Annotated in this window: 22 protein-coding genes; 16 read left to right on the top strand and 6 right to left on the bottom strand. The window is 49.6% G+C overall.

Annotation, left to right across the window (positions count from 1 at the left end; genetic code table 11):
• Nucleotides 1-21 precede the first annotated feature (21 nt).
• Nucleotides 22-1,683, bottom strand: coding sequence for a M28 family metallopeptidase (locus tag DQW12_RS04325; protein WP_113906635.1), 1,662 nt, complete (start codon nucleotides 1,681-1,683; stop codon nucleotides 22-24).
• A gap of 154 nt (nucleotides 1,684-1,837) precedes the next feature.
• On the opposite strand from DQW12_RS04325, the gene DQW12_RS13675 reads away from it, so the two are divergent.
• The 3 genes from DQW12_RS13675 to DQW12_RS04315 all read left to right on the top strand — a co-directional run bounded on the left by DQW12_RS13675 (nucleotide 1,838) and on the right by DQW12_RS04315 (nucleotide 2,928).
• Nucleotides 1,838-1,966, top strand: coding sequence for a hypothetical protein (locus tag DQW12_RS13675; RefSeq protein ID WP_269800922.1), 129 nt, complete (start codon nucleotides 1,838-1,840; stop codon nucleotides 1,964-1,966).
• Nucleotides 1,963-2,304, top strand: coding sequence for a hypothetical protein (locus DQW12_RS04320; RefSeq protein ID WP_113906634.1), 342 nt, complete (start codon nucleotides 1,963-1,965; stop codon nucleotides 2,302-2,304). The genes DQW12_RS13675 and DQW12_RS04320 overlap by 4 nt, the downstream gene beginning before the upstream one ends.
• 63 nt (nucleotides 2,305-2,367) lie before the next feature.
• Nucleotides 2,368-2,928 carry an AAA-type ATPase lid domain-containing protein gene (locus DQW12_RS04315; protein WP_198683923.1) on the top strand — a complete coding sequence of 187 codons (561 nt, stop codon included), beginning with the start codon at nucleotides 2,368-2,370 and terminating at the stop codon, nucleotides 2,926-2,928.
• A gap of 2 nt (nucleotides 2,929-2,930) precedes the next feature.
• Here DQW12_RS04315 and DQW12_RS04310 read toward each other — a convergent pair whose 3' ends face one another.
• From DQW12_RS04310 to DQW12_RS04300, 3 genes are all read right to left on the bottom strand, one after another.
• Nucleotides 2,931-5,051: a TonB-dependent receptor family protein gene (locus DQW12_RS04310; protein WP_113906633.1), complete on the bottom strand. Its 2,121-nt coding sequence runs from the start codon at nucleotides 5,049-5,051 to the stop codon at nucleotides 2,931-2,933.
• On the bottom strand, nucleotides 5,048-6,211 hold the full coding sequence (locus DQW12_RS04305) for a PQQ-dependent sugar dehydrogenase (protein ID WP_113906632.1): 1,164 nt from the start codon (nucleotides 6,209-6,211) through the stop codon (nucleotides 5,048-5,050). The genes DQW12_RS04310 and DQW12_RS04305 overlap by 4 nt, the downstream gene beginning before the upstream one ends.
• Before the next feature lie 132 nt (nucleotides 6,212-6,343).
• Entirely contained in the window at nucleotides 6,344-7,258 is a 915-nt protein-coding gene (locus DQW12_RS04300; RefSeq protein WP_113906631.1) for a hydrogen peroxide-inducible genes activator, read from the bottom strand.
• A 140-nt stretch (nucleotides 7,259-7,398) separates the two neighbouring features.
• On the opposite strand from DQW12_RS04300, the gene DQW12_RS04295 reads away from it, so the two are divergent.
• The 10 genes from DQW12_RS04295 (at nucleotide 7,399) to DQW12_RS04250 (ending at nucleotide 17,840) form a co-directional block, all read left to right on the top strand.
• Entirely contained in the window at nucleotides 7,399-7,947 is a 549-nt protein-coding gene (locus tag DQW12_RS04295; protein WP_113906630.1) for a peroxiredoxin, read from the top strand.
• 80 nt (nucleotides 7,948-8,027) lie between these two features.
• Nucleotides 8,028-8,555 carry a carboxymuconolactone decarboxylase family protein gene (locus DQW12_RS04290; RefSeq protein ID WP_113906629.1) on the top strand — a complete coding sequence of 176 codons (528 nt, stop codon included), beginning with the start codon at nucleotides 8,028-8,030 and terminating at the stop codon, nucleotides 8,553-8,555.
• Nucleotides 8,556-8,766: 211 nt separating this feature from the next.
• Nucleotides 8,767-9,564, top strand: a complete 798-nt coding sequence (locus tag DQW12_RS04285; RefSeq protein ID WP_113906628.1) for an undecaprenyl-diphosphate phosphatase — start codon at nucleotides 8,767-8,769, stop codon at nucleotides 9,562-9,564.
• 25 nt (nucleotides 9,565-9,589) lie between these two features.
• On the top strand, nucleotides 9,590-10,636 hold the full coding sequence (locus DQW12_RS04280) for an FAD:protein FMN transferase (RefSeq protein ID WP_113906627.1): 1,047 nt from the start codon (nucleotides 9,590-9,592) through the stop codon (nucleotides 10,634-10,636).
• A 63-nt stretch (nucleotides 10,637-10,699) separates the two neighbouring features.
• Nucleotides 10,700-12,055: a magnesium transporter gene (mgtE, locus tag DQW12_RS04275; protein ID WP_113906626.1), complete on the top strand. Its 1,356-nt coding sequence runs from the start codon at nucleotides 10,700-10,702 to the stop codon at nucleotides 12,053-12,055.
• A gap of 72 nt (nucleotides 12,056-12,127) precedes the next feature.
• Nucleotides 12,128-13,372, top strand: a complete 1,245-nt coding sequence (locus DQW12_RS04270; protein ID WP_113906625.1) for a Zn-dependent hydrolase — start codon at nucleotides 12,128-12,130, stop codon at nucleotides 13,370-13,372.
• A gap of 77 nt (nucleotides 13,373-13,449) precedes the next feature.
• Nucleotides 13,450-14,892 (top strand): cytochrome c oxidase accessory protein CcoG, encoded by a 1,443-nt coding sequence (gene ccoG / locus DQW12_RS04265; RefSeq protein WP_113906624.1) that lies wholly within the window; start codon nucleotides 13,450-13,452, stop codon nucleotides 14,890-14,892.
• An 18-nt stretch (nucleotides 14,893-14,910) separates the two neighbouring features.
• The gene (locus DQW12_RS04260) at nucleotides 14,911-15,891 is read left to right on the top strand and encodes a serine/threonine protein kinase (protein WP_113906623.1); all 981 of its coding nucleotides are present in this window, start codon (nucleotides 14,911-14,913) and stop codon (nucleotides 15,889-15,891) included.
• Between the two features lie 54 nt (nucleotides 15,892-15,945).
• A complete protein-coding gene (locus DQW12_RS04255; protein WP_113906622.1) occupies nucleotides 15,946-16,569 on the top strand; it encodes a thiol:disulfide interchange protein DsbA/DsbL in 624 nt (207 codons plus the stop codon).
• 11 nt (nucleotides 16,570-16,580) lie between these two features.
• Nucleotides 16,581-17,840, top strand: a complete 1,260-nt coding sequence (locus tag DQW12_RS04250; RefSeq protein WP_113906621.1) for a mechanosensitive ion channel family protein — start codon at nucleotides 16,581-16,583, stop codon at nucleotides 17,838-17,840.
• Here the strand turns inward: DQW12_RS04250 and yihG are convergent.
• Nucleotides 17,837-18,736, bottom strand: coding sequence for a 1-acylglycerol-3-phosphate O-acyltransferase, YihG family (gene yihG, locus DQW12_RS04245; protein WP_113907207.1), 900 nt, complete (start codon nucleotides 18,734-18,736; stop codon nucleotides 17,837-17,839). The two genes, DQW12_RS04250 and yihG, sit on opposite strands and share 4 nt — an antisense overlap.
• 185 nt (nucleotides 18,737-18,921) lie before the next feature.
• On the opposite strand from yihG, the gene DQW12_RS04240 reads away from it, so the two are divergent.
• From DQW12_RS04240 to DQW12_RS04230, 3 genes are read left to right on the top strand one after another with little or no spacing between them, the layout of a single operon-like run.
• The gene (locus DQW12_RS04240; protein WP_113906620.1) at nucleotides 18,922-19,596 is read left to right on the top strand and encodes an ImuA family protein; all 675 of its coding nucleotides are present in this window, start codon (nucleotides 18,922-18,924) and stop codon (nucleotides 19,594-19,596) included.
• A gap of 7 nt (nucleotides 19,597-19,603) precedes the next feature.
• Nucleotides 19,604-20,992: a Y-family DNA polymerase gene (locus DQW12_RS04235; protein ID WP_113906619.1), complete on the top strand. Its 1,389-nt coding sequence runs from the start codon at nucleotides 19,604-19,606 to the stop codon at nucleotides 20,990-20,992.
• On the top strand, nucleotides 20,992-24,072 hold the full coding sequence (locus tag DQW12_RS04230; RefSeq protein ID WP_113906618.1) for an error-prone DNA polymerase: 3,081 nt from the start codon (nucleotides 20,992-20,994) through the stop codon (nucleotides 24,070-24,072). The genes DQW12_RS04235 and DQW12_RS04230 overlap by 1 nt, the downstream gene beginning before the upstream one ends.
• On the opposite strand, the gene DQW12_RS04225 is transcribed toward DQW12_RS04230, so the two are convergent.
• Nucleotides 24,069-24,608 (bottom strand): gamma carbonic anhydrase family protein, encoded by a 540-nt coding sequence (locus DQW12_RS04225; RefSeq protein ID WP_113906617.1) that lies wholly within the window; start codon nucleotides 24,606-24,608, stop codon nucleotides 24,069-24,071. The two genes, DQW12_RS04230 and DQW12_RS04225, sit on opposite strands and share 4 nt — an antisense overlap.
• Nucleotides 24,609-25,251 lie beyond the last annotated feature (643 nt).

Genomic DNA, 25,251 nt, shown 5'->3' with positions numbered 1-25,251 from the left:
TAGTGCTGAACAGCGAATTGCTTAGCGGCGAGCAGCTTCACTTTCTAGGCGTAAGGCTTCAAATTCATTGCCTTCTGCCCAGCGCGGCCAGTCACGGCTATTAGCGAGCTCTTCACCTACTTGATAGAAAATGAACATATCTTGGTGAATGCCGCGTAAATCCCATTCCGGGTTAAACTTGTCGCCTACTTTATGGTAGCGCTCAGCAATAAAAGTGGAGGCTTCGCGCTGGCCGTATTCGGTTCCCAGCAAGAAGTGATCAACCCCGCCTTTTGCATACAGTACCGGTACACCTTGCTTGGCTAAGCTGAAGTGATCTGAGCGGTAAAAAATACCGGCTTCGGGGTTGGTTTCGGGCGCTAAATAACGGTTCTGCGCTTCAACATAAGGCTTGGCAAAATCTTGAATGTTGGAATTATTCCAGCCCACCACCACGAAGTCGCGGGTTGGACCATGTGCATACAACATATCAATGTTTATGCCCGCTACGGTTTTCTCGAGGGGCAATAATGGATTTTCGCCATACCAAGCAGAGCCGAGCAAGCCGCGCTCTTCTGCGCCAACGAAGGCAAACACTACAGTACGTTCGGGTTGTTCGCCGGCAGCAAACTTCTCAGCAATCGACAAAATCGCAGCGGTTCCCGTTGCGTTGTCTTGCGCGCCGTTGAAAATATCACCGCTGATTGGGTCAACGCCAAGGTGGTCCCAGTGCGCCATGTAAACCACGTGTTCTTCTGGGTACTTGGAGCCTTCAATATAGCCAACAATATTATGCGTGTTGAGGTCTTGGAACTCGTTCTCAATTTGCATCGACAAGCTCGTATTCAAGGCAATGGGAGCGAAGTCCGGTGCTAAAGCGCGCTCATGCGCCTGCTCTAGGGTCATGCCCACATTGGCGAAAAGTTTGTTAGCACTGTCGGCGTTAATCCAGCCTTCCAACTCGGTGCGGTGCATATTGCGGTTTTCGGTTTTCATTACAAAGCGCACTGGCGAGCCGCCTGCAACTACACCCCAACCATAACCCGCAGGGCCGGTTTCATGAATTACAATAGCGCCGGTTGCGCCTTGGCGGGCAGCTTCCTCAAACTTGTAGGTCCAGCGCCCATAATAGGTCATGGCATTACCGTTAAACAGCCCTGGGTCTTGTGTAGCGTAGCCTGGGTCGTTTACAAACATCACCACGGTTTTACCTTCTACATCTAGCCCTTCGTAGTCGTTCCAGCCGAACTCCGGGGCCACAATACCGTAGCCGACAAACACCATTTCACTGTTTTCAACACTCACGCTATCGACCACACGGTTGGTCCAGCCGGTCATTTCTGAACGGTATTCAAAGGTGCTGGTTTCGCCGTTGTGCGTGAGCGTCATATCGGTCACTCGGGTGGGCGCAATGCGTACCAAAGGCACTGGCTGGGTATAGTTCTCATTGGTGAATGACTGAATACCCAAATTACGAAAAATATCGGTAATGTAGCTGATGGTGAGCTCCTCCCCCCGCGTTGCAGGCGCCCGCCCTTCAAATTCATCAGACGAAAGGGTTTCAAGGTGAGCTCGATAGGTGTCGCTAAAGTGGTAATCAACAATGCCGTCGGAGTCTACGAGCCGCTCGGCCGCTGACTCTTGCGCCGGGCTACAGGCTACGGCGAGCGCCATTGCTGACGCACCAAGAAGTAGGTGTCGCATGAATTTGCCTCGTTATTATTTTAATGCGCAGTAACGCAATGCACAGCGCTGAAAAAAGGTTCTTGGTGATAATAACGAATTGTCGGCTAGGGGAAAAGCAAAGAGCGCGGTGAAAACACCACTTTCTGATTCCTACGAATAGGCTGTTGCTTTCATGCGCGCGCCAGAGCCACAGTCGCTTACACCAAAACCGTTTGTGGTTGCGGCTCCTTTTCGTATGCCCGCAGAGGTACCGGAGCCCGGCCAGCCTGAGTTTATGTCGCTGGGTGGTATATTGAATTGAGTTACCAAGGTAATAGCCAAACACAAACGGTCAGTCAGTTTTGGGCAGGCGCTTTCCAGCACTTTGATGCCTACGGCAATGCAACCGAGAGCTTGGCCGGCAATGGCCTAACGCATTGGCGCAGTTATGATGCGCGCACAAGGTTGGTTGAAAGCATAACCACCAGCGGTGGCGTGCAAGCCTTAGATTATAGCTTTGATGGGTTAGGCAATTTACGTAGCCGCAGCGATAACTTGCATCGGTTACCGGCGTTATCCGGCAGTGGCATAGCCACGTTCGATGAAACCTTCTTTTATGATGATTTAAATCGGTTAACGCAAGTGCGCCAGCAAGGATAAACTTTGACCTGCTCTTTTTCCAGTTCAGGCGAAATTACGGAAAGAATGATGCACTAACGGGCCATTCACGCCGAAAGTAGCCGTTCGCAAGCACCATTTTTAGCAGTGAATTGTGCGGGTATACCGTCGGAGCTGATGGAAAGTGAATTTTTCGGACATGCTTCGGGCGCTTTTACTGGCGCACAAAAGGCGAGATTGGGACTATTGCGAGAGCGTGGCGACGACAGAGAGCTGCTCGCGCAACATTTTCTCGCTCAGCATCAGGACCTGCTGGGCCGTAATTTAAGCTTTTCACCAGCAGCAATGGACACAATTTACCGTTATCCATTTCCAGGCAATGTAAGGGAACTGCAAAATGCGGTAGAGCGGGCGGTAACCTTTTGCGAGGGCAACGTGATTGACGTGGACCATTTACCCGAGCGTATGCGCAGTGTAAATGAACACGAGGAGGTTCAGGGAGCGCCAGCAGTATCGGCACCGTTACGCTCGCTCAGTGACGTGCAGCGCGAGCATGTTCGTTATGTGCTCCGCGAAGTGGGCGGCAATAAACGGCGTGCAGCGGATATTTTAGGCGTTACCCGCCGCACCTTATATCGTTGGCTTGCTAATGAGGAAGCTGAGTAAAGTTAGCGATAACGAAGCGTAACGCCAAGTAACCAAATGCGCCCAGGTGCAGGTTCAAATGCGCGACCATTGCCTTGGTTCACCACCACCGATCCTACGTAACGTTTGTCGGAGATATTGTCGATGCGAAACCAAGGTTGCACTTGCCACCGCGGCATGTCGGCCGATCGATAATCCCACTCGCTTGAAAAAGACCAAACAGTGGCACTTGGCGCAAAATCACTGTTGTTGTCGTTAATAGCAATGCGTGAGCGATAGTTTTGCTGCAACTTCAGCCGCCACGATTCGGTTCCATATGGGCGATATTCAAGTTGATTAAATATCTGCTCGCGCGCTAAACCAGGGAGCATGTTGCCTTGTTCGGCTGTGCTGCCTGCGAATACCGCGCGCATTAGGGTTGCACTTGAGCGTAACGACCACTGGTCACTAAATACATAGTTAAAACTGGCTTCGAGTCCATAACGCTCTGTTTTTGCAGCGTTGCGGTAGGTGGTGCGGCCGTCGATACTCTGATCAACAATAAGGTCGTTGGAGCTTTCTATGTAAAATAACGACGTGAGCCAACGAGCGCGTTCGGTAAGGCCTTTTAAGCCCATGTCGAATTGGCGAACGGCACTGGTTTGTAAGCTGGTGTTGAGCCCTGAGCCTTCATTCTGATAGGCCATTTCCGTTAATGTAGGCGTTTCAAAACCCTCGCCAACGCTGGCGAATAGGCTCGCTGTTGGACGAATGGTGTAGTTCAGACCAAGGCTCCACGACTGCTCCGAAAACTCGACTTGGCCACTGTCGTCGGGGTTGCCTGCATTGTCGCTGTTTGGCGGTACAATAAAGCGGTCAGCTACGTCAAAGTCGATATTGCTCGCGCGCACTCCGGCCACGACCGCCCATTTGTCATTAGCTTGCCAGTCACTAATCAACGAAAAGTCGAGGCTATCAACGTGGCCTGTTTCGTCGCGGCGCAAGTCACCTGCAACGCCGCGCTCATTTACAAAACCACGGCGCTTGTCTTCCTGTTTTTCAACATCAATAGCCGCCGTGAGTTGCCAAGGAATAGCCGTGAAAGGTTCTAAGCTATACAGCGCAGAAAAACCGGAAAATGAGCGCTCTAAGTCAACGACACCGCCAGACGCAGTAATATCAGATCCGGGAAAAGCAAGATATTGCTCAATGCTTCTTGTGCCCTGCCAAGCCGACATTAAAGTGCGGCTTTTTGCGTTCAGTTGACCGCGCAAGGTAAGTGACACTTGATCATGTTTTGTTGTTTTTCGGGTGTTAAAGGTTTCCACCTGCGGAACAACCTGATTAGGGTTTTCCCGCCATGCGGCTGGGCTCAAGGCCGACGGGTCTTGTACATTGGGAGCGCGGTTGTTGTCGATCCGAAGTATGCTCTGCCAGTTTGGGTTTATATTCCAGTACCAGCGCAGCGCATGCTGCGTGCGTTCGGCACTGCTATGCGGGCGATCGCCGTTGGTGGAAAAGTCGACGTAGTCGAGAGACACGGTGTGCGTATCGTTCACATACACGCCACGTAAGTGCTCGCTAGCGCGGTTGGCGCTGCCGGTACTCACGCCGGCTTCGAAATTAGAAACCAAGGGGCGCTCGCTTTGAAAGTCAATAACACCGCCTGAGGCATTGCCATAAATAGCCGCAAAAGGGCCGCGTAACACTTCTACGCGATAAGGCTCATTGAGCAAAATACTGGAGGTTTGCCCTTGCCCATCGGGCATCGACAGCGGAATACCGTCGAGGCGCATGCGTACTCCGCGCACACCAAAAGCAGCGCGAGCACCAAAGCCACGTAGAGTAATACGGGTGTCTTGGGCAAAGTTGTATCGGGTATCGACCTGCACGCCGGAAATGCCAGCGAGTAGCTCGGCGGCATCGGTGCGTTGGCCGGGCAGTTGGTCGTACACCTCAATACTTTCAACACTGGCGGGTGTTTGCAGCCAAGGTCGTGCAGTTCGAGTGGCGGTAATGACAATCCGCTCCATCGAGCTGTTGTTGCCCTGCTCTTCTATTTGCGCATAAGCACTTGGCGTAATGGCTCCGTACAAGGCTATTTGCACGGCAATAAAAAGGCTCGCACTGGGGGCGAGCCTCGCTATATGTTTAGTCGACTTCATTGGCTTTTGGTCGTTGCACGGAGGCGTAAAATTTTCGCGTTCTCACGCTCGTCTGTAAGTACATAAATATGACCGTCCGGGCCTTGTGTGACTTCCCGAACACGATATTCCATTGGAATGGCTTCGTAGTGAATCACTCTGCCCTCATGAACTTCAAGCCGAGCTATTTCTTGCCCGCGCAATGCGCCGGCGAGAATATTGCCTTGCCACTGGGGAATATGCTCCCCGGTATAAAAAGTCATGCCAGACACCGCAATAGACGGCGTCCAGTGCCAAATCGGCTGCTCGAGACCTTCTTGCTTAATACCTTGCGACGTGCGTAGTTCTCCGCCGCCGTATTCTTCACCGTAGGTAATTACGGGCCAACCATAATTCTTCTCCGGCTGAGGCTGATTAAGTTCGTCACCGCCTTGGGGGCCATGCTCTACGGCCCAAACTTTCCCTGTGCTTGGCTCAATATCGAGACCTTGAATGTTGCGGTGGCCATAAGACCATATTTCCGGTTGCGCGTTCGGATTATTCACAAATGGGTTGTCGCTAGGAATAGAGCCATTTGGCAGTATGCGAATCAGCGTGCCGGTGTGGCTATCGAGCTCTTGCGACTGCATCATTTGATGTCCTCTGTCACCTAGCCCCACAAACAGATAGCGGTTGTCGGCACTAAAGGTCATGCGCCCGCCGTAATGCCGGCCGCCCTCTACTTTTGGCTCGCCACTAAATACCCGGGTAAAATCGGTAAGTGCTGTGTCACTTAACGTGGCATAGGCTACGGCGGTGCTGGTAATAGTGCTGCCCGCCGACTGCGGTTCCGAGTAGCTTAGATAAATGCGTTGGTTTTGTTCAAAATCGGGTGCGAGTAGCACATCGAGCAAGCCGCCTTGGTTGCGTACGGTAATGTCGGGTAAGCCCGTAAGTGGTTCGCCTACGCTGCCATCTGCACCCACAATACGAATACGACCGGGTAGTTCAGTTACAAGCATACGGCCGTCGGGTAAAAACTCAATGCCCCATGGGCGAACCAAGCCATCGGCTACGGTTTCAACGGTAATGTTGGCCCAGCGCGTGGAAATGTCAGTGTTTGCTTGCGCGGTAACAAAGGCTGAACTGCCAGCCAACAACGCTGCGATTGCGAGCGGTGTTCTTAAGGTCGCTAATTTCATAATTCCTCTCTTCGTTTTGGCATTTCCGTTTGACTGCACAGAACCTTGCTCTTTGTGCTACAAAAACTACGGCTTTTTCCTGCATTTCGATTGTAAAGGTGCGGTAAATCTCACTTTGAGTGCGACCAATGGTTAGGCTAAGGTTCGCACGGGCAGTAAGTCCGCCACCACTTCGGCTACTTTTCTGAAGGTTTGCCGACGGCTGGTGGTGGGGCGAAACACAACGCCAATTTCACGGTAGGCCTCGCCGTCTGTTGGGTCCATACTCAGTAAGTTACGGTTGTCTAGAATGCCTTGCTCAATTGCCATTTGCGGCATGAACGTTGCACCTTCCAGTGCTTCAGCCATTTGCACCAAACTGTGAATGCTCGACGCCGTGAACGGATTGATTTTTTTGGTATTGCCAAGGCGGCAAGCCGTTACGGCGTGGTTCGACATGCAGTGCTCACGCTCGAGCAAGAAAATACTTCGGTCGGGCAACATGTCGTAACGCGGAAAGGGGTGCTCTGGGTCAATTAAACTTGGGTGCACCACAAATTTAAACGGATCTTTCCCTACCACCCACTGGTGATTGCCTTGGAGGTCAACAGGTAGGGCTAAAATGAGCATGTCGAGTTCACCGTCGCGTAGTAAACCTAAAAGCTGTTGGGTGGTGTCTTCGCGAATATTGAGTTCTAATTTAGGGTATAAACTACGCAGCTTACAGCTTAATGGGCCGAGTAAAAAAGGGCCAATGGTAGGAATACAGCCAATACGTAACGGGCCTTCCATAATATTGCCCTGGCTTTGTGCGTAATTAACCAGCTCTTCCGTTTGCGCCAATATTTCTCGCGAACGTTCCACTATTTCTTCACCCATTGCGGTAAAAAGAAATGACTTATGGTCGCGCTCGATCAGCTGACAACCTAGCTGCTCTTCGAGGTTTTGAATACCACTACTCAAAGTGGATTGGCTAACAAAACTGGCCTGCGCAGCTCGGTTAAAATTTTGATGCTGATGCAGTGCAATTAAATAGGTTAGGTTTTTCAGGCTCGGTAACTTGCTCATCGATTCCTTCAATATGCTAATTCGAATATTCGATTAGTGTAATCCGGTTTATTCGTTTTTGTCTAATTCGCCGTTGCTCTATCATGCCCTTCGTCAATGACGACGCCTTATGATTTTTTTATTTTGGAGACGAAGTACCTATGTTAACAATCGGTGATAAGTTACCTGAATTTTCTGTAGTAGCCGCAAAGCCAGGCTTTAACCAACCTGAAGAAAACGGCGTAAGCGCGTTTGAAACCATTACCCAAGACAGCTTTGAAGGGAAATGGAAGGTAATTTTCTTTTACCCGAAAGACTTCACTTTCGTGTGCCCTACTGAAATTGTTGAGTTTGCCAAGCTAAACGAAGAGTTTGCAGACCGCGACGCAGTTGTTCTTGGTGGTAGCACCGACAACGAATTTGTGAAATTAGCATGGCGTCGTGAACACCCAGACTTAAACGGTTTGAACCAATACTCATTTGCCGATACCTCGGGTGCATTAGTAGACGGTTTGGGCGTTCGTGACAAAGCAGAAAACGTAGCATTGCGCGCTACCTTCATTGTTGACCCGCACAACGTTATTCAGCACGTTTCTGTGAATGCGCTGAATGTAGGCCGGAACCCAGCGGAAGTGCTGCGCATTCTTGACGGCTTGCAAACCGACGAGTTGTGCCCTTGTAACCGCCCTGTAGGCGGCGACACTTTGTAATTTAACGATGGCTAGAAATGCGTTCGGGGTGGCAGCGCTGCCCTGAACGAAAATGCCCGCTTTTTAGTTTTGGAGACACCATGACAATCGCAGATTACAAACAACTTTTGGGTGACCACGGCAAAGACACCAAGCTTAACTTGTCGAACCTATTTGGGAACGTGGATTCCTCGGGTTTAACAGCCGACCAATTTTACGGCACCGCGCTTTCGCTGGTTTATGCCATGAACGACAGCGAGCTCACAGCTGCAGTAGAAGCCGAAGCGCAAGGAAAGGTAGAGAGCAATGTGTTTAGCGCAGCAAAGCTCGCAGCGACCCTCATGGCAATGAATAATATTTACTATCGCTTTTTGCATTTAAGTAGCGACAAGCAATTTGCAAAAATGCCTGCCGGTTTGCGCATGAATGGCATGGCCAACCCTGGTGTGGATAAAGCTGACTTTGAGCTCTATTCCTTGGCGGTATCGGCCTTGAATGGCTGTGGCATGTGTATCGACTCCCACGTAAACGTGTTGGTGAAACACGGAGTGTCGGCGCAAGGCATTCAAACATCGATTAAGTTGGCTGCTGTATTGAACGCAGCAAAAACAGCGCGCGCGCTGTCATAATAGGTTCATCTCAGGGGGATACACTTCCCCCCAAGTTCCCCCCTGGGAGCGGTTGTTCCTCAAACACCGTAACGTTTGGCCCATCATTCCCCCAATGATGGGCTTTTTTTTAAGCCTAGCCATACTTAACTGCTGGGCTTGAAAGGCTGCTTTCTGTTACACTTTGCGCCCTATTTTTTGTTCTTTTTTTCAACAGCTTTAGGGCGTGCTTATGGACTATATCACCGCTATTGTATTGGCGCTCGTGCAAGGGATAACGGAGTTTTTGCCGGTGTCGAGTCAGGCCCACTTGGTGTTAGCGGGGGCTTGGTTGGGCGACATTTACCAAGGCCTCGACTTCGACGTGATTTTACACGCCGGCTCCTTGGTTGCCGTGGTGTTTTATTTTCGCCAAGAAATTTTTGCCATGTTACGCGACTGGACCGGATCGTTAGCTGGCAAAGGGCATACGAAAGACTCAAAGTTGGGATGGTGGATTATTATTGGCACCATTCCTGCCGGCGCGTTGGGTATTCTGTTTAAAGATCTAGCCGAAAATGAATGGCGGAGTGTGGCGGTAATGGCCGCGGCATTAATTGTATTTGGTATTTTACTGGGTATAGCCGACTGGAAAGGGCGCGGCACGCGCGACGAATATTCACTGACCTTAAAAGATGTGTTGATTATTGGCTTTGCCCAAGCATTAGCGCTAATTCCCGGCACGTCGCGTTCGGGAATTACCATGACGGCTGCGCTGTTTTTGGGCATGTCGCGAGAAGCGGCGGCACGTTTCTCATTTTTGTTGTCGATTCCGGTTATTGCTGCCGCTGGCTTACTCTATACCCTAGAGTTAGTGCAAAAAGGCACCACCACCAGCTGGGGAACGCTGTTGGTTGGCTTTGTAGTGGCGGTAGTGAGTACCTACGCGTGCATTCACTACTTTTTAGCCTTTATTCGCCGAATTGGCATGCAGCCTTTTGTTATTTACAGAATTATTCTCGGTCTTTTGCTCTTGGCGGTGGTTTGGTAACACTCTTTAGGAAGGTGCAGCGCGCATGAAACAATGGTTTTTTGTGGTTATTTGTTCGTTATTGTTGGTGGCCTGCCAGCGCGCAGACGCGCCGCCTGAAACACTACGTGGGCAAATTTTCGGCACCTTCTACGAGGTAAGTATTGCCGCGTCAGAGCATTATGACGCGGAGCAGCTCAGCGAAGGCATTACTGCAGAGCTAAATAAAGTGGATCAGCAAATGAGCACCTACCGCCAAGACTCAGTTTTAATGGCGGTGAATAACGGTGTTGTTGGTGAGCCGGTGGTGGTGCCAGAGGAGCTTTTTTATGTGTTGCAGGTTGCACAGCAGGTTTCTGAATACTCGGGTGGCGCGTTCGACACCACCGTGGGTGGTTTGGTGAATTTATGGGGTTTTGGCCCGGAAGGGCGGATTACCAAAGCGCCGCCCGCAGAACTTATTGAAGAACGGCTTGCGCAAGTGGGCTACCGCTATATAGTGCTCGATGAAGCGAACCGTACCGTAACTCGCCATGCCGACATTTTTATAGACCTTTCTGGTATTGCGAAAGGCTTTGCGGTAGACCAAGTAAGTGGGTACTTACAATCACAAGGAATTGAAAACTTTCTGGTGAATATTGGTGGCGACTTGCGTGCTGCTGGTATGCGTAATCCTGGGCCAGTAGACAAAGCACGGCATTGGCGAATTGGTATTGAAGTACCCACTGATCGGCAACAAATAGCGCAGCAAATTTTGCCGGTGCATAATGTGGCCATGTTGGGGTCGGGTGACTACCGCAACTACTTTGAAGAAAACGGCGTGCGCTACTCTCACACCATTTCACCGCGAACAGGCAAGCCGATTACGCACAAGCTTGCTGCGGTCCACGTGATTATGGACAACGCAACTGAAGCCGACGCGTGGGCCACTGCTTTGTTAGTATTGGGTGAGGAGTTTGGCTACCAATTAGCAAACGAGCGCGACATTGCGGCCGTTTTTGTTTACCGTAATAATGGTGCATTTAGCTCGTTACTGAGCCAGGCATTTGAGCGAGAATATGCTGCGCAGCTCGTGGTTCCAACTTACCCCTAACTGAGCTGTGTTGGCCTTTTTAGCACCGTCGCGCGAAAGTAGCATGACCAAGGAGACATCGTCATGGCGATAGTAGAATCATACGAACATCTCATTGACCTTATTGAACAAGGCGATGACGACGCCCTTCGTGCGACGCTGAATGATATGCCGTCGGCTGATATTGCCGAGTATATTGACGACCATTTTGAGGTGTATAGCGCACTTACGCTAATGGAAAAAATGTCGGCGGAGCAACAAGCCGACGTGTTTGGCTATTTACGCCCCAATAACCAGCAAGAGCTCGCTACCCACATGGAAGTTGGCGTGCTGGCAAAACTAATTCGCGACATGTCGTCGGACGAACGCGCCGACGTTTATGCCATGCTCGACGTAAAGCTTCAAGACGCGCTCATGCGCCGGTTAGCCAAGAAAGAGCGCGACGACCTGTTGCGCTTGGCAAGCTTTGAAGAAGGTTCTGTGGGGTCGGTGATGACCTCCGACTACGCTGTAATTCCCGTGGGTGGAACCGTAGAAACCGCGTTGCGGCGCCTGCGCCAAAGTGCGCCGGAGAAAGAAACGATTTACCAAACCTACGTGGTGGACAGCCAGCATAAATTGCATGGTGTAGTATCGTTGCGCGACTTAATAACGGCTGCGCCCGACGACCTCATTGAAGACATTATGGTGAAAGATGTAGTAACACTCACACCCGACATGCCGCAGTCAGAAGCCGCTCGAATTATTAGCCGCTACGACTTAATTGCAATTCCGGTGATTGGCGAAGACAACCTCTTGGTGGGCATGGTGACCTTCGATGACGCGATGGACGTTGTGGAAGAAGAAGACACCGACACCATGCACAAATCGGCAACTGTAGGGAAGCTTGAAGTAAGTTTACGCGACGCGTCGCCGCGCGTGCTTTACCAAAAGCGTATCAACTGGCTCATTTTACTGGTGTTTGTGAATATTTTTTCGGGTGCCGCCATCGCCTATTACGAAGACACCATTATGGCTTACGGTGCGTTGCTCTTCTTTTTGCCGCTGCTTATTGCCAGTGGAGGCAACTCCGGGTCGCAAAGTGCCACGTTGATTATTCGTGCTATCGCAACCGGCGACATTGGTCCTGGCGACGGTATTAAGCTGTTTGGTAAGGAGCTGCTGGTGTCGCTTGCGCTCGGTATTACCATGGGCTTGGCCGTTATTGTGGTATCCGCGTTTCGGGCACCAGACGTAGCTTTTGTGGTGAGTTTAAGCATGCTGTGTATTGTTATGATTGGTAGTATGGTGGGCCTGTTGTTGCCATTTTTACTGAAAAAACTAGGTTGGGATCCGGCAACGGCGAGTACTCCTTTGGTTACGACGATAGCCGACGCCACGGGCGTTATGGTGTATTTTTCAATTGCCACAGCGGTGCTTGATCTCGGCGCCCCCGTGTAGCATTTAACTTGCAGTGCTCGCGTTGTGAACTAGGCTAAAGGAATAGCTTTTGTTTGCAATAGTGGAGTATGCATGTCAGAAACGAACCCCCTTCAAATAAATTTACCGCGCTTGAAAGCCAGTTTACTCGAACTCTCTAACATTGGTTTTAACCCGAACGACAAAGGTATTTATCGCTCCGGATTTACCCATGCCGATATGGAGGCGCGCCGTTGGTTAATGGCGCAAGCCGAGCAAGAAGGCTTTTTCTCGGAAATGGACGGCGCGGGCAATGTTTGGCTGGGTTTAGGTGAACTTGATCAGCCCGCTGTGGTGGTCGGCTCCCATTTAGACTCGGTCCCTGCCGGTGGTATTTTCGACGGTAGTTTGGGGGTTATGGCGGGGTTTGAAATTTTACGCACGGTAAAAGAGCATAACCTTGAACTCAAGCACCCCTTGCGTGTACTCGGCACCGCGGAAGAAGAAGGTCGTTTTGGTGGAATGTTTGGTGTGCAGGCAGTTGTCGGCGGTTTAACGCCAGAATGGATTTTGTCGGCCCACGACGCAGACGGTATTTATTTAGCCGATGCCATGCGCGAGCAAGGGCTCGACCCTATGGCTGCACTCGATGCCGCATGGCCAAAAGAAAAAATGAAAGCCTATTTAGAGCTACATATTGAACAAGGGCCAGTACTCGACACGGAAGGTATTCCTTTGGGCGTGGTAGAAGGTATTTCAGGCGTGTTCAAATGGATTGTTCATTTGAAAGGTAAGGCCGACCATGCTGGGACAGCGCCCATGAATATGCGCAGCGATGCCTTTATGGGGCTCGCCGACTTTGCCCATGAAATTCAGCGTATTATCGACGAAGACGGGACCGATAAAAGCCGCATTACGGTAGGTAAAGTAGAGCTGAAACCCGGCTACCCGCACACGGTTCCCGGCGAAGCAATTTTTACCATTGTAGGGCGCGATATGAGCGAGCAGGTAATGGAGGAACTCGCCGAAGCTTGTGAGCGCACCCTGCGTGCTATTGCGCGGCGGCATCGGTTGCACTTTGAATACGACCAAGTGAGTTGGCTCGGTCCAAGTTACTGTACTCCGAGTATCATTGACTTAATGGAGAAAAAAGCAAAAGCGCGTGGGTGGAGTTATCAACGAATGCCGAGTGGCGCGGGCCACGACGTTCAGTTTTTTGCTGATATTACCGATGCAGGGCTGATTTTCATTCCGTCCGTGAACGGTGTTAGCCATGCACCCGACGAATGGAGCCATTGGCACCATGTGGAGATGGGCGCAAACCTATTACTCGACTGTGTATTAGAAAAAGCGTGTTGATTTGATCCTGATCCTATGAATTCGCGGCTTCGGGCGTATAATGGGCAGCATCTGTGAGGTCTGTCAGTGGTAGCAGCATGGAACAAAATATTGAGGTACAACCCGCACGTCCGAAGCCTTCGACAACGCCGGTAAATATTCAACGGCCAGAGCCGAGTAAAGGCGACAACAACTATTCGCCCCGTAGCCATATTTATGTGCGCGAGGTGAAGGGGCGAGTGGAAACTTTCAGGCGCAGCTTAGGCTTCCTATTAATGGCTGTGTTTGCCTTGTTGCCATGGCTGACCTGGAATGGTGAGCAAGCCATTCTGTTCAATATTTTGGATCAACGCTTTCGCATTTTTGGTATGACCTTGTGGCCACAAGATCTAACCATTTTGGCGTGGATTTTCATGATCGCCGCGTTTGCTTTGTTTTTGGTAACCACGCTGTACGGCCGTGTTTGGTGTGGCTTTACGTGCCCGCAAACGGCTTGGACCTTTATTTTCATGTGGGTGGAGCGCAAAGTTGAAGGGAGTCGGCACCAACGCATGAAGCTGGATCAGCGTAAAATGGACGCCGACAAGTTTATGCGCAAGGCTTCCAAGCATATTATTTGGATAGTTATTGCGTTACTCACAGCCATGACGTTTGTTGGCTATTTCACCGATATCCGCACGCTTTTCGCCGAATTTTTTGTCTTGCAAAGCAGTGCTTGGGCAACCGGTAGTGTGTTGTTCTTTACTTTTGCAACCTACGGTAATGCCGGTTGGATGCGTGAAATTATGTGCACCCATATGTGCCCTTATGCACGCTTTCAGTCGGCGATGTTCGACAAAGACACCTTTATCGTTGCCTACGACGCAAAACGCGGGGAACCTCGCGGGCCGCGTAAACGTAAGGCTAACTTAGAAGAAGAGAATTTAGGCCATTGTATCGACTGCCAACTCTGTGTGCAGGTGTGCCCAACGGGGATCGATATTCGCAACGGTTTACAGTATGAATGTATTAACTGTGGCGCCTGTGTTGACGCCTGCGATGATGTAATGGCGAAAATGAATTACCCGAAAAAGCTGATCAGTTTCACAACTGAGCACCAGCTGGAAGGCAAACGCACCAAAGTATTCCGCTTCAAAAGTGTGGGTTACGGTGCGGCGCTTATTGCACTCACGGTGTTGTTAGTGATTAACATTATGGTGCGCGTGCCTCTTGAGTTCGACGTAACACGTGACCGCAATACGCTGTACCGTGAGAATCAGGAAGGCTTTATTGAAAATGTGTACACCTTGCGGGTCATTAATAAAGCGCAAGTTGAGCATCATTACACCTTTAGTGTTGGTGCAGAAGGCATTGACACTATTCGTTGGATTGGCCCGCAAGAGCTCAGGTTACAAGGCGGAGAGTCGGCGCTCATTCCAGTGAGTATTGCTGTAGACCCTTATTACTTAAGCAGCCCTTTGTTAGAGATTCATTTCGACATACAGGCGACAGACGATACCCGCATTAAACAGCGAGTAAACACTAACTTTATCTATCAGTAAGGCACAAAGGGAGCGCGATTGGCAGATTTTGGTTTTCAAACATTAACCCCCGACACCATTCTAGACGCAATAGAACAAGTCGGGGTGTTTCCTGCCTCTGGTTTGCTGGCGCTCAATAGCTACGAAAATCGGGTGTATCAGTTTCTCGACGACGACCGAAAACGCTATGTCGTAAAGTTTTATCGGCCTGAGCGCTGGTCAACCGCACAAATTCAAGAAGAGCATGACTTTCTCGACGAGTTAGCTGAGCACGATATTCCTGTAGTGGCTCCGTTGCGCTTTGATGGTCGCTCCATTTTGGAATACGGTGGCTATCGGTTCACCTTATTTCCAAGTGTTGGAGGTCGCGCGTTAGAAGCTGATAACCTGGATCAGCTCGAAGAGTTTGGGCGTCAGCTCGGGCGCATACACCAAGTTGGCCGTGCAAAACCCTTTGTTCACCGCCCAGCGTTAGTGTCGACGGCAGTTATCGACGACGCTCGCCAAGAATTATTGCAGTGCCCATTACTCCCTACCGGTTTAAAAACCGCGTTCCAAGCTATTATTGAGCCTGTGAGCGATCGTTTAAAGCGGGTGCCATGGGAAAAAATGAACACTATTCGCCTGCATGGTGATTGCCACGTTGGTAACTTACTGATTCGTGACGACGGACTTACTCTTGTCGATCTTGACGACTGCCGGCAAGGACCGGCGGTGCAAGATATGTGGATGATGCTTAGCGGCGATCGCCTGCAACAACAACAGCAGCTCACCACTTTATTAGAAGCTTACGAAGAATTTACAGAGTTTGACACTTTTGAGCTGCGGTTAATTGAACCTTTGCGTACTTTCCGTATCATTCAATATATGGCTTGGCTAGCGCGGCGGTGGGTAGACCCTGCGTTTTCAAGAAGCTTTAGTTGGTTTGCAGAAGAACGCTACTGGGAACAGCAAATTTTGGCGTTGAAAGAGCAGCTCTCTGCGCTCGATGAACCGCCCTTGAAGTTGCAGCCGTACTAACATCGTGGGCATAATGCCAATGAACATGTTACTCAACACTATGGACTCTTAATTATGAAGAAGTATGTACTTGCCTTAGTGGCAGCGGTTAGCTTTTTTTCTGTGCAATCGCAAGCAATGGATTTTCGTGAAGGTGTGCACTATGAAGTAATTTCAGAAACGGCTACAGAAAGCCCTGAAATTATCGACTTCTTTTCGTTCTATTGTAATGCGTGCTACCAGTTCCGCCCGTTTAGCCAAATGCTAGAAAACGAATTTGGTGACACGTATAAAGCCTATCAAGTAGACTTTATTGCACCGCGCGACATGAGCGAAGTGATTGTACGCGCGTGGGCTGTAGCGCAAATCTTGGGTGTTGAAAAAGAAGTAAAAGATCGTATTTTCCACCAGCACTTTGTGCGCCGCCAAAACAGCAACTCGTTAAACGACTTGAAAGCTATTTTTGAGCAAGCTGGCATTGAAGCTGCACGTTTTGATCAGGCTTATGGCAGCTTCCCAGCACGTAGCTTGAGTAATCGTATGCGTAGTGCCGCAAGCCAGTTTAATGTGCGTGGCACGCCCACTTACATTGTGAACGGCAAATACCGTATGTTACAGCAAGGTTTTCGCGACAGCGGTAATCAGTTCTTTGAGCATTACTTTGAGCTTGCCAAGTACCTCTTGAACAAAGACGCATAAGAGCACACGCAATGGACGCATTAGTAACGGTTTGGGAAAACAGCTTAGCGTGGCTTGATCAGTATCCGCAACTTGCCCTAGGAACAGGTTTGCTTGTGCTGCTATTGGTCGCTGGGCTAAGTAACTTTGTACTCAAACAGTTGCTATTGCGTGCCCTCTTTAGCCTAATTCGCACCTTATCGCACGACCAAGACCAACAAATATTGAAGTCCACCATTGTGGCTCGCTTTGCCAATATTCTGCCGGCTTTGGTGTTCTATTTTGGTGCCAGTTTAGTTCCCCATATTCCCGACATTCTGGTCACTATTATTCAGAATGTTACGAACGCATTTATTATCCTTACTGTCGCGCTCTCGTTAAATGGCGTACTTACACTGATTAACGTACGTTATGAGCGCCGCCCAGACGCGTCGCGAAAGCCAATAAAAGGCTACGTGCAAGTTGTCAAAATCTTTGTGTATGTTGTTGCTACCATTCTTATTATTGCAACGCTAATTGACCGTTCACCGCTTATTCTGCTGTCGGGCTTAGGCGCAATGGCGGCGGTACTTATGCTCGTGTTCCAAGACACATTGTTGTCGTTGGTGGCTAGCATGCAAATTTCTTCGAACGACATTGTGCGGGTGGGCGACTGGGTGGAAATGCCCGACGCCAATGCTGACGGTGACGTAATTGATATTGCGCTGCATACGGTGAAAGTTCAAAACTGGGATCGCACCATTACCATGATCCCCACGCGGCGGTTTATCACCAACGGTTTTAAGAACTGGCGTGGCATGCAAGAGTCTGGAGGGCGCAGAATTATGCGCAACCTCATGCTCGACCAACAGAGCATTCGCTTTTTAAGTGCCGAAGAAATTGAAAAATTTAAGCGTTTTCGCTTGCTGCGCGATTACTTGAAAGAAAAACAGCACGAAATAGACGACTGGAATGAACAACTTAAAGACGAAGGCAAAGAGCCGGTAAATACCCGCCGTATCACCAATGTGGGTACGTTCCGTGCATATGTGCAGCGTTATTTAGAGAGTCACCCGGGTATTCACCGCGACATGATGAAGATGGTACGCCAACTCAGCCCCACCCCAGACGGATTGCCACTGCAGGTTTATGCCTTCACAAACACCACTGCTTGGGCCGAATATGAAGGTATACAGTCCGACATATTCGATCATCTTTTTGCCATTGTGCAGGAATTTGGATTACGCGTTTACCAACACCCAAGCGGAACAGACTTAAAAGAGTTGCGCTTGCCCACGAACCAAAGTAGTTAGTCGTTAAGGCGAGCGGCAATACGCTCGTCTTTTAACTGCCAGCGGCTGTTGAGCCATTCTTGAAAGTGCTCGCGGAATGCGTCGTCGTTGAAATAGTCGCCGCGTAAGTCGTTGGTTACTGGTATCCGGTCAATGTAAACATAAATACGTTTTAGTTTTCCTGCCAATAGCTCAAGAACAATAGACTTACCCGGTGTTGCGTCGGGGTAAATTAAAGTGATGTCGAGCACTTCCTGAAACTGATTCCCCATGGCCTGCAGCGTAAACGAGGTGCCACCGGCTTTCGGTGGTAACAGGTGCTTGAACGGACTCTTCTTCTGTTGATGCTTTTGCGGTGTAAATCGTGTTCCCTCACAAAAATTGATGACGGTAGTGGGAATGTCGCGGAATTTTTCACACTTTTCTCGGGTGGTTTCAATATCCTTCCCTTGTAATGCAGGGTTCTTTGCAATTTGCTCTTTGCTGTAACGCTTCATAAATGGCATATCGAGCACCCAACACCCCAAGCCCACAATAGGAACCCAAAACAGCTGTTGCTTCAAAAAGAAACGCGGCATGGGTAATTGTTTGCGAGAAAGGTGCATAAGCACTGGAATATCAATCCAACTCATGTGGTTGCATAAAATCATGTACCAACCATTGCGGTCGTCTGGAAAGTCGCCGGCAATTTCCCATTTTGTGGTGTGGGTGAGGCTAAATAAAAACGACATGGAATAAGCCCACATGCGAAATAACCCGTTCGCAAGTTTTGAAATAAAACGGCGAACAGGGGGAAACGGCAATATGAGCTTAAATAGGCCAACAAGAATAACCAATAAACCAATAACAGCAGTAGAAAGTGCAGCCCAACAAAAGTTAATCACTATTTTAAACGGCGCAGGTAAGTAGCGGAGCATTAAATTCATAACCTTAAGCGTTGTTTTAATACAGCTATGATACCTATTCTTCAGCAAATCGCCTAATGCTCTTGATCTTCAATACGAAGCGCCTAAAATACACTGTACAAATTTACAGTTGTTGGCGTTTTTTGTCTTCCCTACCTGAACGAATGCAAAGTTGAAAAACGCCTAGAGGTGTAGTTATGGCCAGTGTTCGCGCGCGTTTAGAACAACAGCAAGATCGCCAAAGCGCTCAGCAAAAATTAGAGCGGTTTATGGCGCAAGGAAAGGTATGGCAAGGCGTTCATCCTGTTGAACAGGATTTGCAACAGGCAACAGTTTCAACAGGTGTTGCGGCGCTCGACGAATGTTTGCATGGTGGTTGGCAATGGCAGCGGTTACATGAAATTCAATTGGCTCAACCCTTTTCCGGTGAACTTGCTCTGCTGCGCTCCGCCTTAGCCTTTTGTGCACACGAAAAGCGCCCAGTATTTTGGGTGTCGCCGCCGGCTTTGCCATTTATGCCTGGGTTAGCTTTTCCACAACAACCCCATAGCCAACACATATTGCTGCAACCGCAAAGTGAGGCAGACGCGCTATGGGCGGTAGAGCAGGTTTTGATGTCAGGCTCGGCAGGCATGGTATTACTTTGGCAAGGCCATTTAACAGCAGCAGCATGTCGGCGGCTTCATTTGGCGGTACAGCAAAGTGGCGCTTTCGCGGTGGTGATCAGCCCTGAGCAGAGTGCAGAGGCGCGCGCGTACACCACACGCCTTCGGTTGAACGCCAAACAACAGGAAGTGCAGGTTCTCAAGCGTTCAGGGGGGTGGCCCACTACCATTCACTTACCGCGCATGCCGTTCTGGAAATCGCATTAGGCTGTTTATGCAGTGGCTTTATTTGTATTTACCGCAGTTGCAACTTGATCGCTTACAAGCGCTGGCTCCAGAGCTAGCAAACCGCCCCTTTGTGCTTTATCAAGAGCAAAATAGGCTGCAACCGCTTGTACAGCTCAACGCCTTGGCGAAGCGTGCGGGGCTAAGCGAGGGCATGCCGTTGGCTAGAGCTTGGCTACTGGAAGAACAGTTGCAGCCAAAAATATGGAATGCATTAGAGCAAAAACGCCTGCTGCAACAGCTCTGTACCTATCTATACCAGCATTTCTCGGACATTTACCTCGACCGACCCGACGGCTTATGGCTGAACCTGCAGCCAATGCGTCGAGTTTATCTAAATGAGCACGACTGGCAGCAAGTATTAGCAAGCAGTATGAAGGTTTGGCAAAGTGAATATCGTATCGCGCAACATAGTGCTCCTGCCGCTGCTCGGCTTTTAGCGCGTAATGCGGTAGACAAATTGTCGCTAGTTAAAGTTGAGCAGCTTGGTTTCGAGCCCGTACTCTTGGAAAAAGTAAAGCGCCTAGGCTTGAGTACGTTAGCCGACTTGCAGCGCTATTCACGCGCCGAGTTAGGGCAAAAGCTCGGGCGGTCATTAGTTGAACTACTGGCACAGCTTGAGGGGCATCAACAGCTTCGGTTGGAGCCGTATCAACCCCCTTCTTTGTTTTATCAGAAGCTTGTTTTACCGGCCGAAGTGAAGCAATGGCAAGGCCTTCAATTTGCCCTAAAGCGAGCGCTAAAAGAACTTGAGCTTTTTCTACGCCACCGTAAATGCGTGGCTACTCAACTTACACTGCGTTTGTATTATCGAGAAGCCGAAACCACCACCATTTATGTGGGAATGCCGCATGGTGCGAGCAAAGCCAATGAAATATTTGCGCTTTGCCAATTAAAAGCGAGCGCAGTGAAGCTTGCTGATCCGGTGCTTGAACTCAGTGTTCAAGCGAAAGGTTTGCAACCTGCGGAAGAGCACGCTCAGCAGTTATGGGGTGGAACACAAAAGTCGGCGGTTCCTCTGCTACAAGTTTTAAATCAGCTAAAGTTGAGGCTCGGTGAAAGCCGAGTAAAGGGTTTGGCCAGCGCAGAGCATTGGCTACCGGAATTGGCGTGGCAGGAGGTAGCTTGCGGGCAGCCAAGTGGCGCACCAAGTTTGACTTATCGCCCGCCTTGGCTATGCCAAGACCCTCAACGTGCTGTGCTTTCCGAATGGCAATTAATACAAGGCCCAGAACGTATTCGAGTGCCCTGGTGGTTTGGTGGGCGGGCGTCTTACGAACGCGACTACTATCACGCTATTCACTTAAGTGGCCGGCATGGTTGGATTTTCTATTGCTATGCACAACAACAATGGTGGTTACATGGGTGGTTTAGCTAATGGCTTACACCGCGCTCCATTGTTTCACTCATTATACTTTTTTGCAGTCAACGAATGTGCCTGCCGAACTTATAAACAAAGCGGCTGATCTTGGGTACCGCGCTATAGCAATAACCGACGAGTGTTCAGTTGCAGGCATGGTAAAAGCTTGGCAAGCAGCAAAGTCTAGAGGTATCCATTTACTTGTTGGTGCGGAATTTCGTTCAGCTGATCAGGGTCGGTTTTTGTTGTATGCAAAAAACCGCACTGGGTACGGTCAATTATGCGCCTTGATTAGTTGTTGTCGGCGGGCGGCAAACAAGGGAAGTTACCAGTTTACAGTTAACGACTTAATTCAGTTCAATACATCTGAGTGCCTGTGTGTTTGGCTACCTCCTGTTGCTCCTCTGTCGGAAAACGCTGAGTCTCTTTTTATGCAGCTGCAGCAGGTTTATAGTGGTCGAGCTTGGATTGGTTACGCCAGAGCGTTACAAGACAACGACTTTCTCCGCCTTAAGTATTTAATGACTCTAAGTCATAAATTTAATTGGCCGCTTGTCAGTTGTTCAATGTGTACGCAATGCGAGCCTGAAAGCGCGGATTTACTCGAAGTTATGCATGCCATTCAAGCAGGTTGCCGTGTTGAGGAGCTAGGTTATCGAGCTGAGCGTAGTCATACAGGCTGTTTATTAAGCACTACCGAATTGGAAGAGTTTTATGAATTGGAATTACTTCAGCAAAGTAACGCCATAGCCAATTTATGTACTTTTGATCCGCAGAGCCTTCGTTATGAATACCCAGCTGAAGTTGTTCCGCCGGGCAAAACACCAGACCAATGGCTTGGTATGCTTACGCGCGAGGGCGCGCAGCGTCGTTACCCCAACGGAGTACCAAAAGCGGTAGCTGAGCAATTGGAGCGGGAGCTTACACTCGTGCGCGAGTTGGGGTACGCACATTTTTTTCTCACTATTCACGACATTGTCAGCTTTGCACGAGAGCAAGGGATATTGCATCAAGGTAGAGGTTCGGCCGCGAATTCCGCAGTTTGTTATTGTTTGGGCATTACGGCAGTGAATCCGGCCCAATCCCAGCTATTGTTTGAGCGCTTTATTTCTAAAGAGCGTAACGAGCCGCCCGACATTGACGTTGATTTTGAGCATGAGCGCCGCGAAGAAGTTATTCAGTATATTTATCAAAAATACGGTCGGGAGCGCGCAGCGCTGGCCGCTACCGTTATTACTTACCGGTTGCGAAGTGCGCTTCGTGACGTAGGAAAAGCGCTCGGATTCTCACAAGGCCTATTGGCAGAATTGCTAGCAAGGCTAGATAGGCGAGATCGCGAAGAAGGTTGGCAACAGCAACTCGAAAGTCTTGGCGTGTTAAAGCACCCGCGCGGCCATGCACTCATTAAACTCACGCAGGCACTACTTGGAACACCTCGGCATTTATCGCAACATGTGGGGGGCTTTGTTATTTCAGCAGGGCCGCTTTCTGAACTGGTTCCGGTCGAGAATGCGGCAATGAAAGAACGAACCGTTATTCAGTGGGACAAAGACGACTTAGAAGCCCTTTGTTTACTTAAAGTGGATGTGCTGGCGCTTGGGATGCTCACCGCATTACGAAAAAGCTTAGCGCTATTGCCTGAGTTTTATCAGCAGAATTATCGCCTAGAGAATATTCCACAGGAAGATCCGCTTGTTTATCAGATGCTGCAACAAGCCGACTCTGTAGGGCTTTTCCAAATTGAGTCACGAGCGCAAATGAATATGTTGCCTCGGCTCAAACCCAAAACTTTCTACGACCTTGTCGTGCAAATTGCTATTGTGCGCCCAGGCCCTATTCAAGGCGACATGGTGCATCCCTATTTGCGCCGTCGAGACGGGCTAGAGCCGGTAGACTATCCAAGCGACGCCGTAGCTGACGTATTAAAGCGAACGCTTGGGGTGCCCATATTTCAGGAGCAAGTGATTAAGCTGGCTATGGTTGCTGCTGGCTTTAGCGGTGGAGAAGCGGACCAATTGCGGCGGGCAATGGCCGCGTGGAAAAGTCACGGACAATTAGAGCCTTTTCGCTACAAACTTATACAAGGCATGTTAGCCAGAGGATATTCAGAGTCATTTGCAGAACGGCTCTATGCGCAAATAAAAGGGTTCGGAGAATATGGTTTTCCAGAGTCACATGCCGCAAGCTTTGCCATTTTAGCCTATGCGTCTGCTTGGCTAAAATACCATTTCCCGGCCGCGTTTTACGTAGGTTTACTTAACAGTTTACCAATGGGCTTCTATTCACCATCTCAGTTAATTCAAGATGCCCGCCGGCATAATTTAAGGGTTCACGCGGTGTGTGTGAACGCGAGTGAATGGGACCACAGGTTGGTGACTGGTAGCAATGGGCCTGAAATTCAACTCGGCTTTCGGCTCGTGAAAGGTTTAGAGCCAAAGGTTGTCGCACGCTTACTTCAGCATAGGCCAGCGGAGGGGTTTGCGAGTATGAGCGCAATTAAAGCCCTTCAGTTACCGAGCTCCACAATGGCAAACCTTGCCAGTGCTAATGCATTTGCGGCAATTGCGGGGCACCGCTATCAGGCCCGTTGGGAAATGGAGAGTTTAGGTGAACAGTTACCTCTATTAGCAGTTACCGAGTCGTCACAACTCGCATTTAGCGCCCCGCATCCCCTCGACAATATGCGAGAAGATTATCAGGCAATGGGGTTAACCTTAGGCGATCACCCTGTAGCATTATTAAGAAACTATCTACATAAGCATAAGCAATTGCCTCAACATAAACGTGCCGAAAGCTTAGCAGGATTACGTCATGGCCAAATTGTTACCGTACTTGGGCTGGTTACAGGGCGGCAGCGGCCAGGCACAAGCAAAGGCGTTACCTTCCTTACTTTAGAAGACGACACCGGTAACGTGAATGTTGTGCTCTGGCAAGACGTTGGTCGTAAGCAGCGCAAGGAGTGGCTGCATGCGCGTTTGCTTATGGTACGGGGAACCTTAGAAAAACACGGCGATATAGTGCACGTTGTAGCAGGCCGCCTTAAAGACTATACGGACCGTCTACCGCTCGACCGTATAGCCTCGCGCAACTTTCATTAACTGGGCTCGTTTAAATACTCGTTTTTCAAACGTACGTAGTTTTCTGCCGACTTAGGGAGAAATGCAGTTTCTTCTTCTGTTAGCGTCCGCGCCTTTTTAACCGGGCTTCCTACATAGAGAAAGCCGCTTTCGAGTCGTTTCCCCGGAGGCACTAAAGACCCGGCGCCAATAATCACGTCGTCTTCTACCACGGCACCGTCCATAACAACGGCAGACATCCCCACCAAAATACGGTTTCCTAATGTACAGCCATGTAGCATAACCTGATGCCCTAGTGTCACATCATCGCCTATTATAAGTGGATAACCTTCAGGGTCATCAAAGCTAGTACGGGTGACATGCAGAATACAGCCGTCTTGAATGTTCGTCCGTTTGCCAATACGAATATGATTTACGTCCCCTCTTGCGGCAACGAGTGGCCAAATACTACTGTCGTCGCCAATATGGATGTCGCCAACAATCACCGCCGACGGATCTACGAAAACTTGGTCACCAAGCGTTGGGAAAACACCTCGGAAGGAACGACCTGTATTCATTGCAGCACCTCTTTCTCTCTTTGTTTAAAACTCAACTGAAAGGCCATTGTCGCAATTCGCGCAGCAAAAGCACAGTTTATCACCAGCTTTTGCCTATAAAATCGACCAATTGAACGCTTTTTCCGCTGTTAAGCAAAAAACTGCAAAAAACTTTAAAAAATCACTTGCCGTTATCCTCCGCATCGCTATAATGCGCCCCACTTCGACGCAACAACCTCTAACGGGAAGTTGCAGAAGGGCTGAAAAAGTAAGAGCTTAAGAGATTTATTCTTTATAAATAAGCATTACTGGCCCCAGAGCAAGTTAAAGTCTTAAAATAAGATGTTAACTTTTCGTAAATGGGCTCAGCGGTCGCCGCAAACTTAGGAAAATGAAAAAACTTTTCGAAAGCGGTTGACAACAAAAATGAGGTGTGTAGAATGCGCACCTCGCTTCGAGCTCCACTGAGCCAAGCAACGTTCTTTAACAATATATCAAGCCAAGTAATCTGTGTGGGCACTTGCACGAGAAGGCATCAAAAAAGACCAACTTCGGTTGGCAACTTTAGCGAAGCTTTTGAGTGAAGGTGCTTACGTAAAAGTAAGAACCAAAATTCATGAGTTGAGCAGCTTTCGCCTTAACGGGTATGAAAGCAACTTTGCAT

The sequence above is a fragment of the Aliidiomarina celeris genome (assembly GCF_003316875.1).
Taxonomy (GTDB): domain Bacteria; phylum Pseudomonadota; class Gammaproteobacteria; order Enterobacterales; family Alteromonadaceae; genus Aliidiomarina; species Aliidiomarina celeris.
Note: the sequence above shows the minus strand (reverse complement) of the source record. Positions and strands in the feature narration are given on the sequence as shown.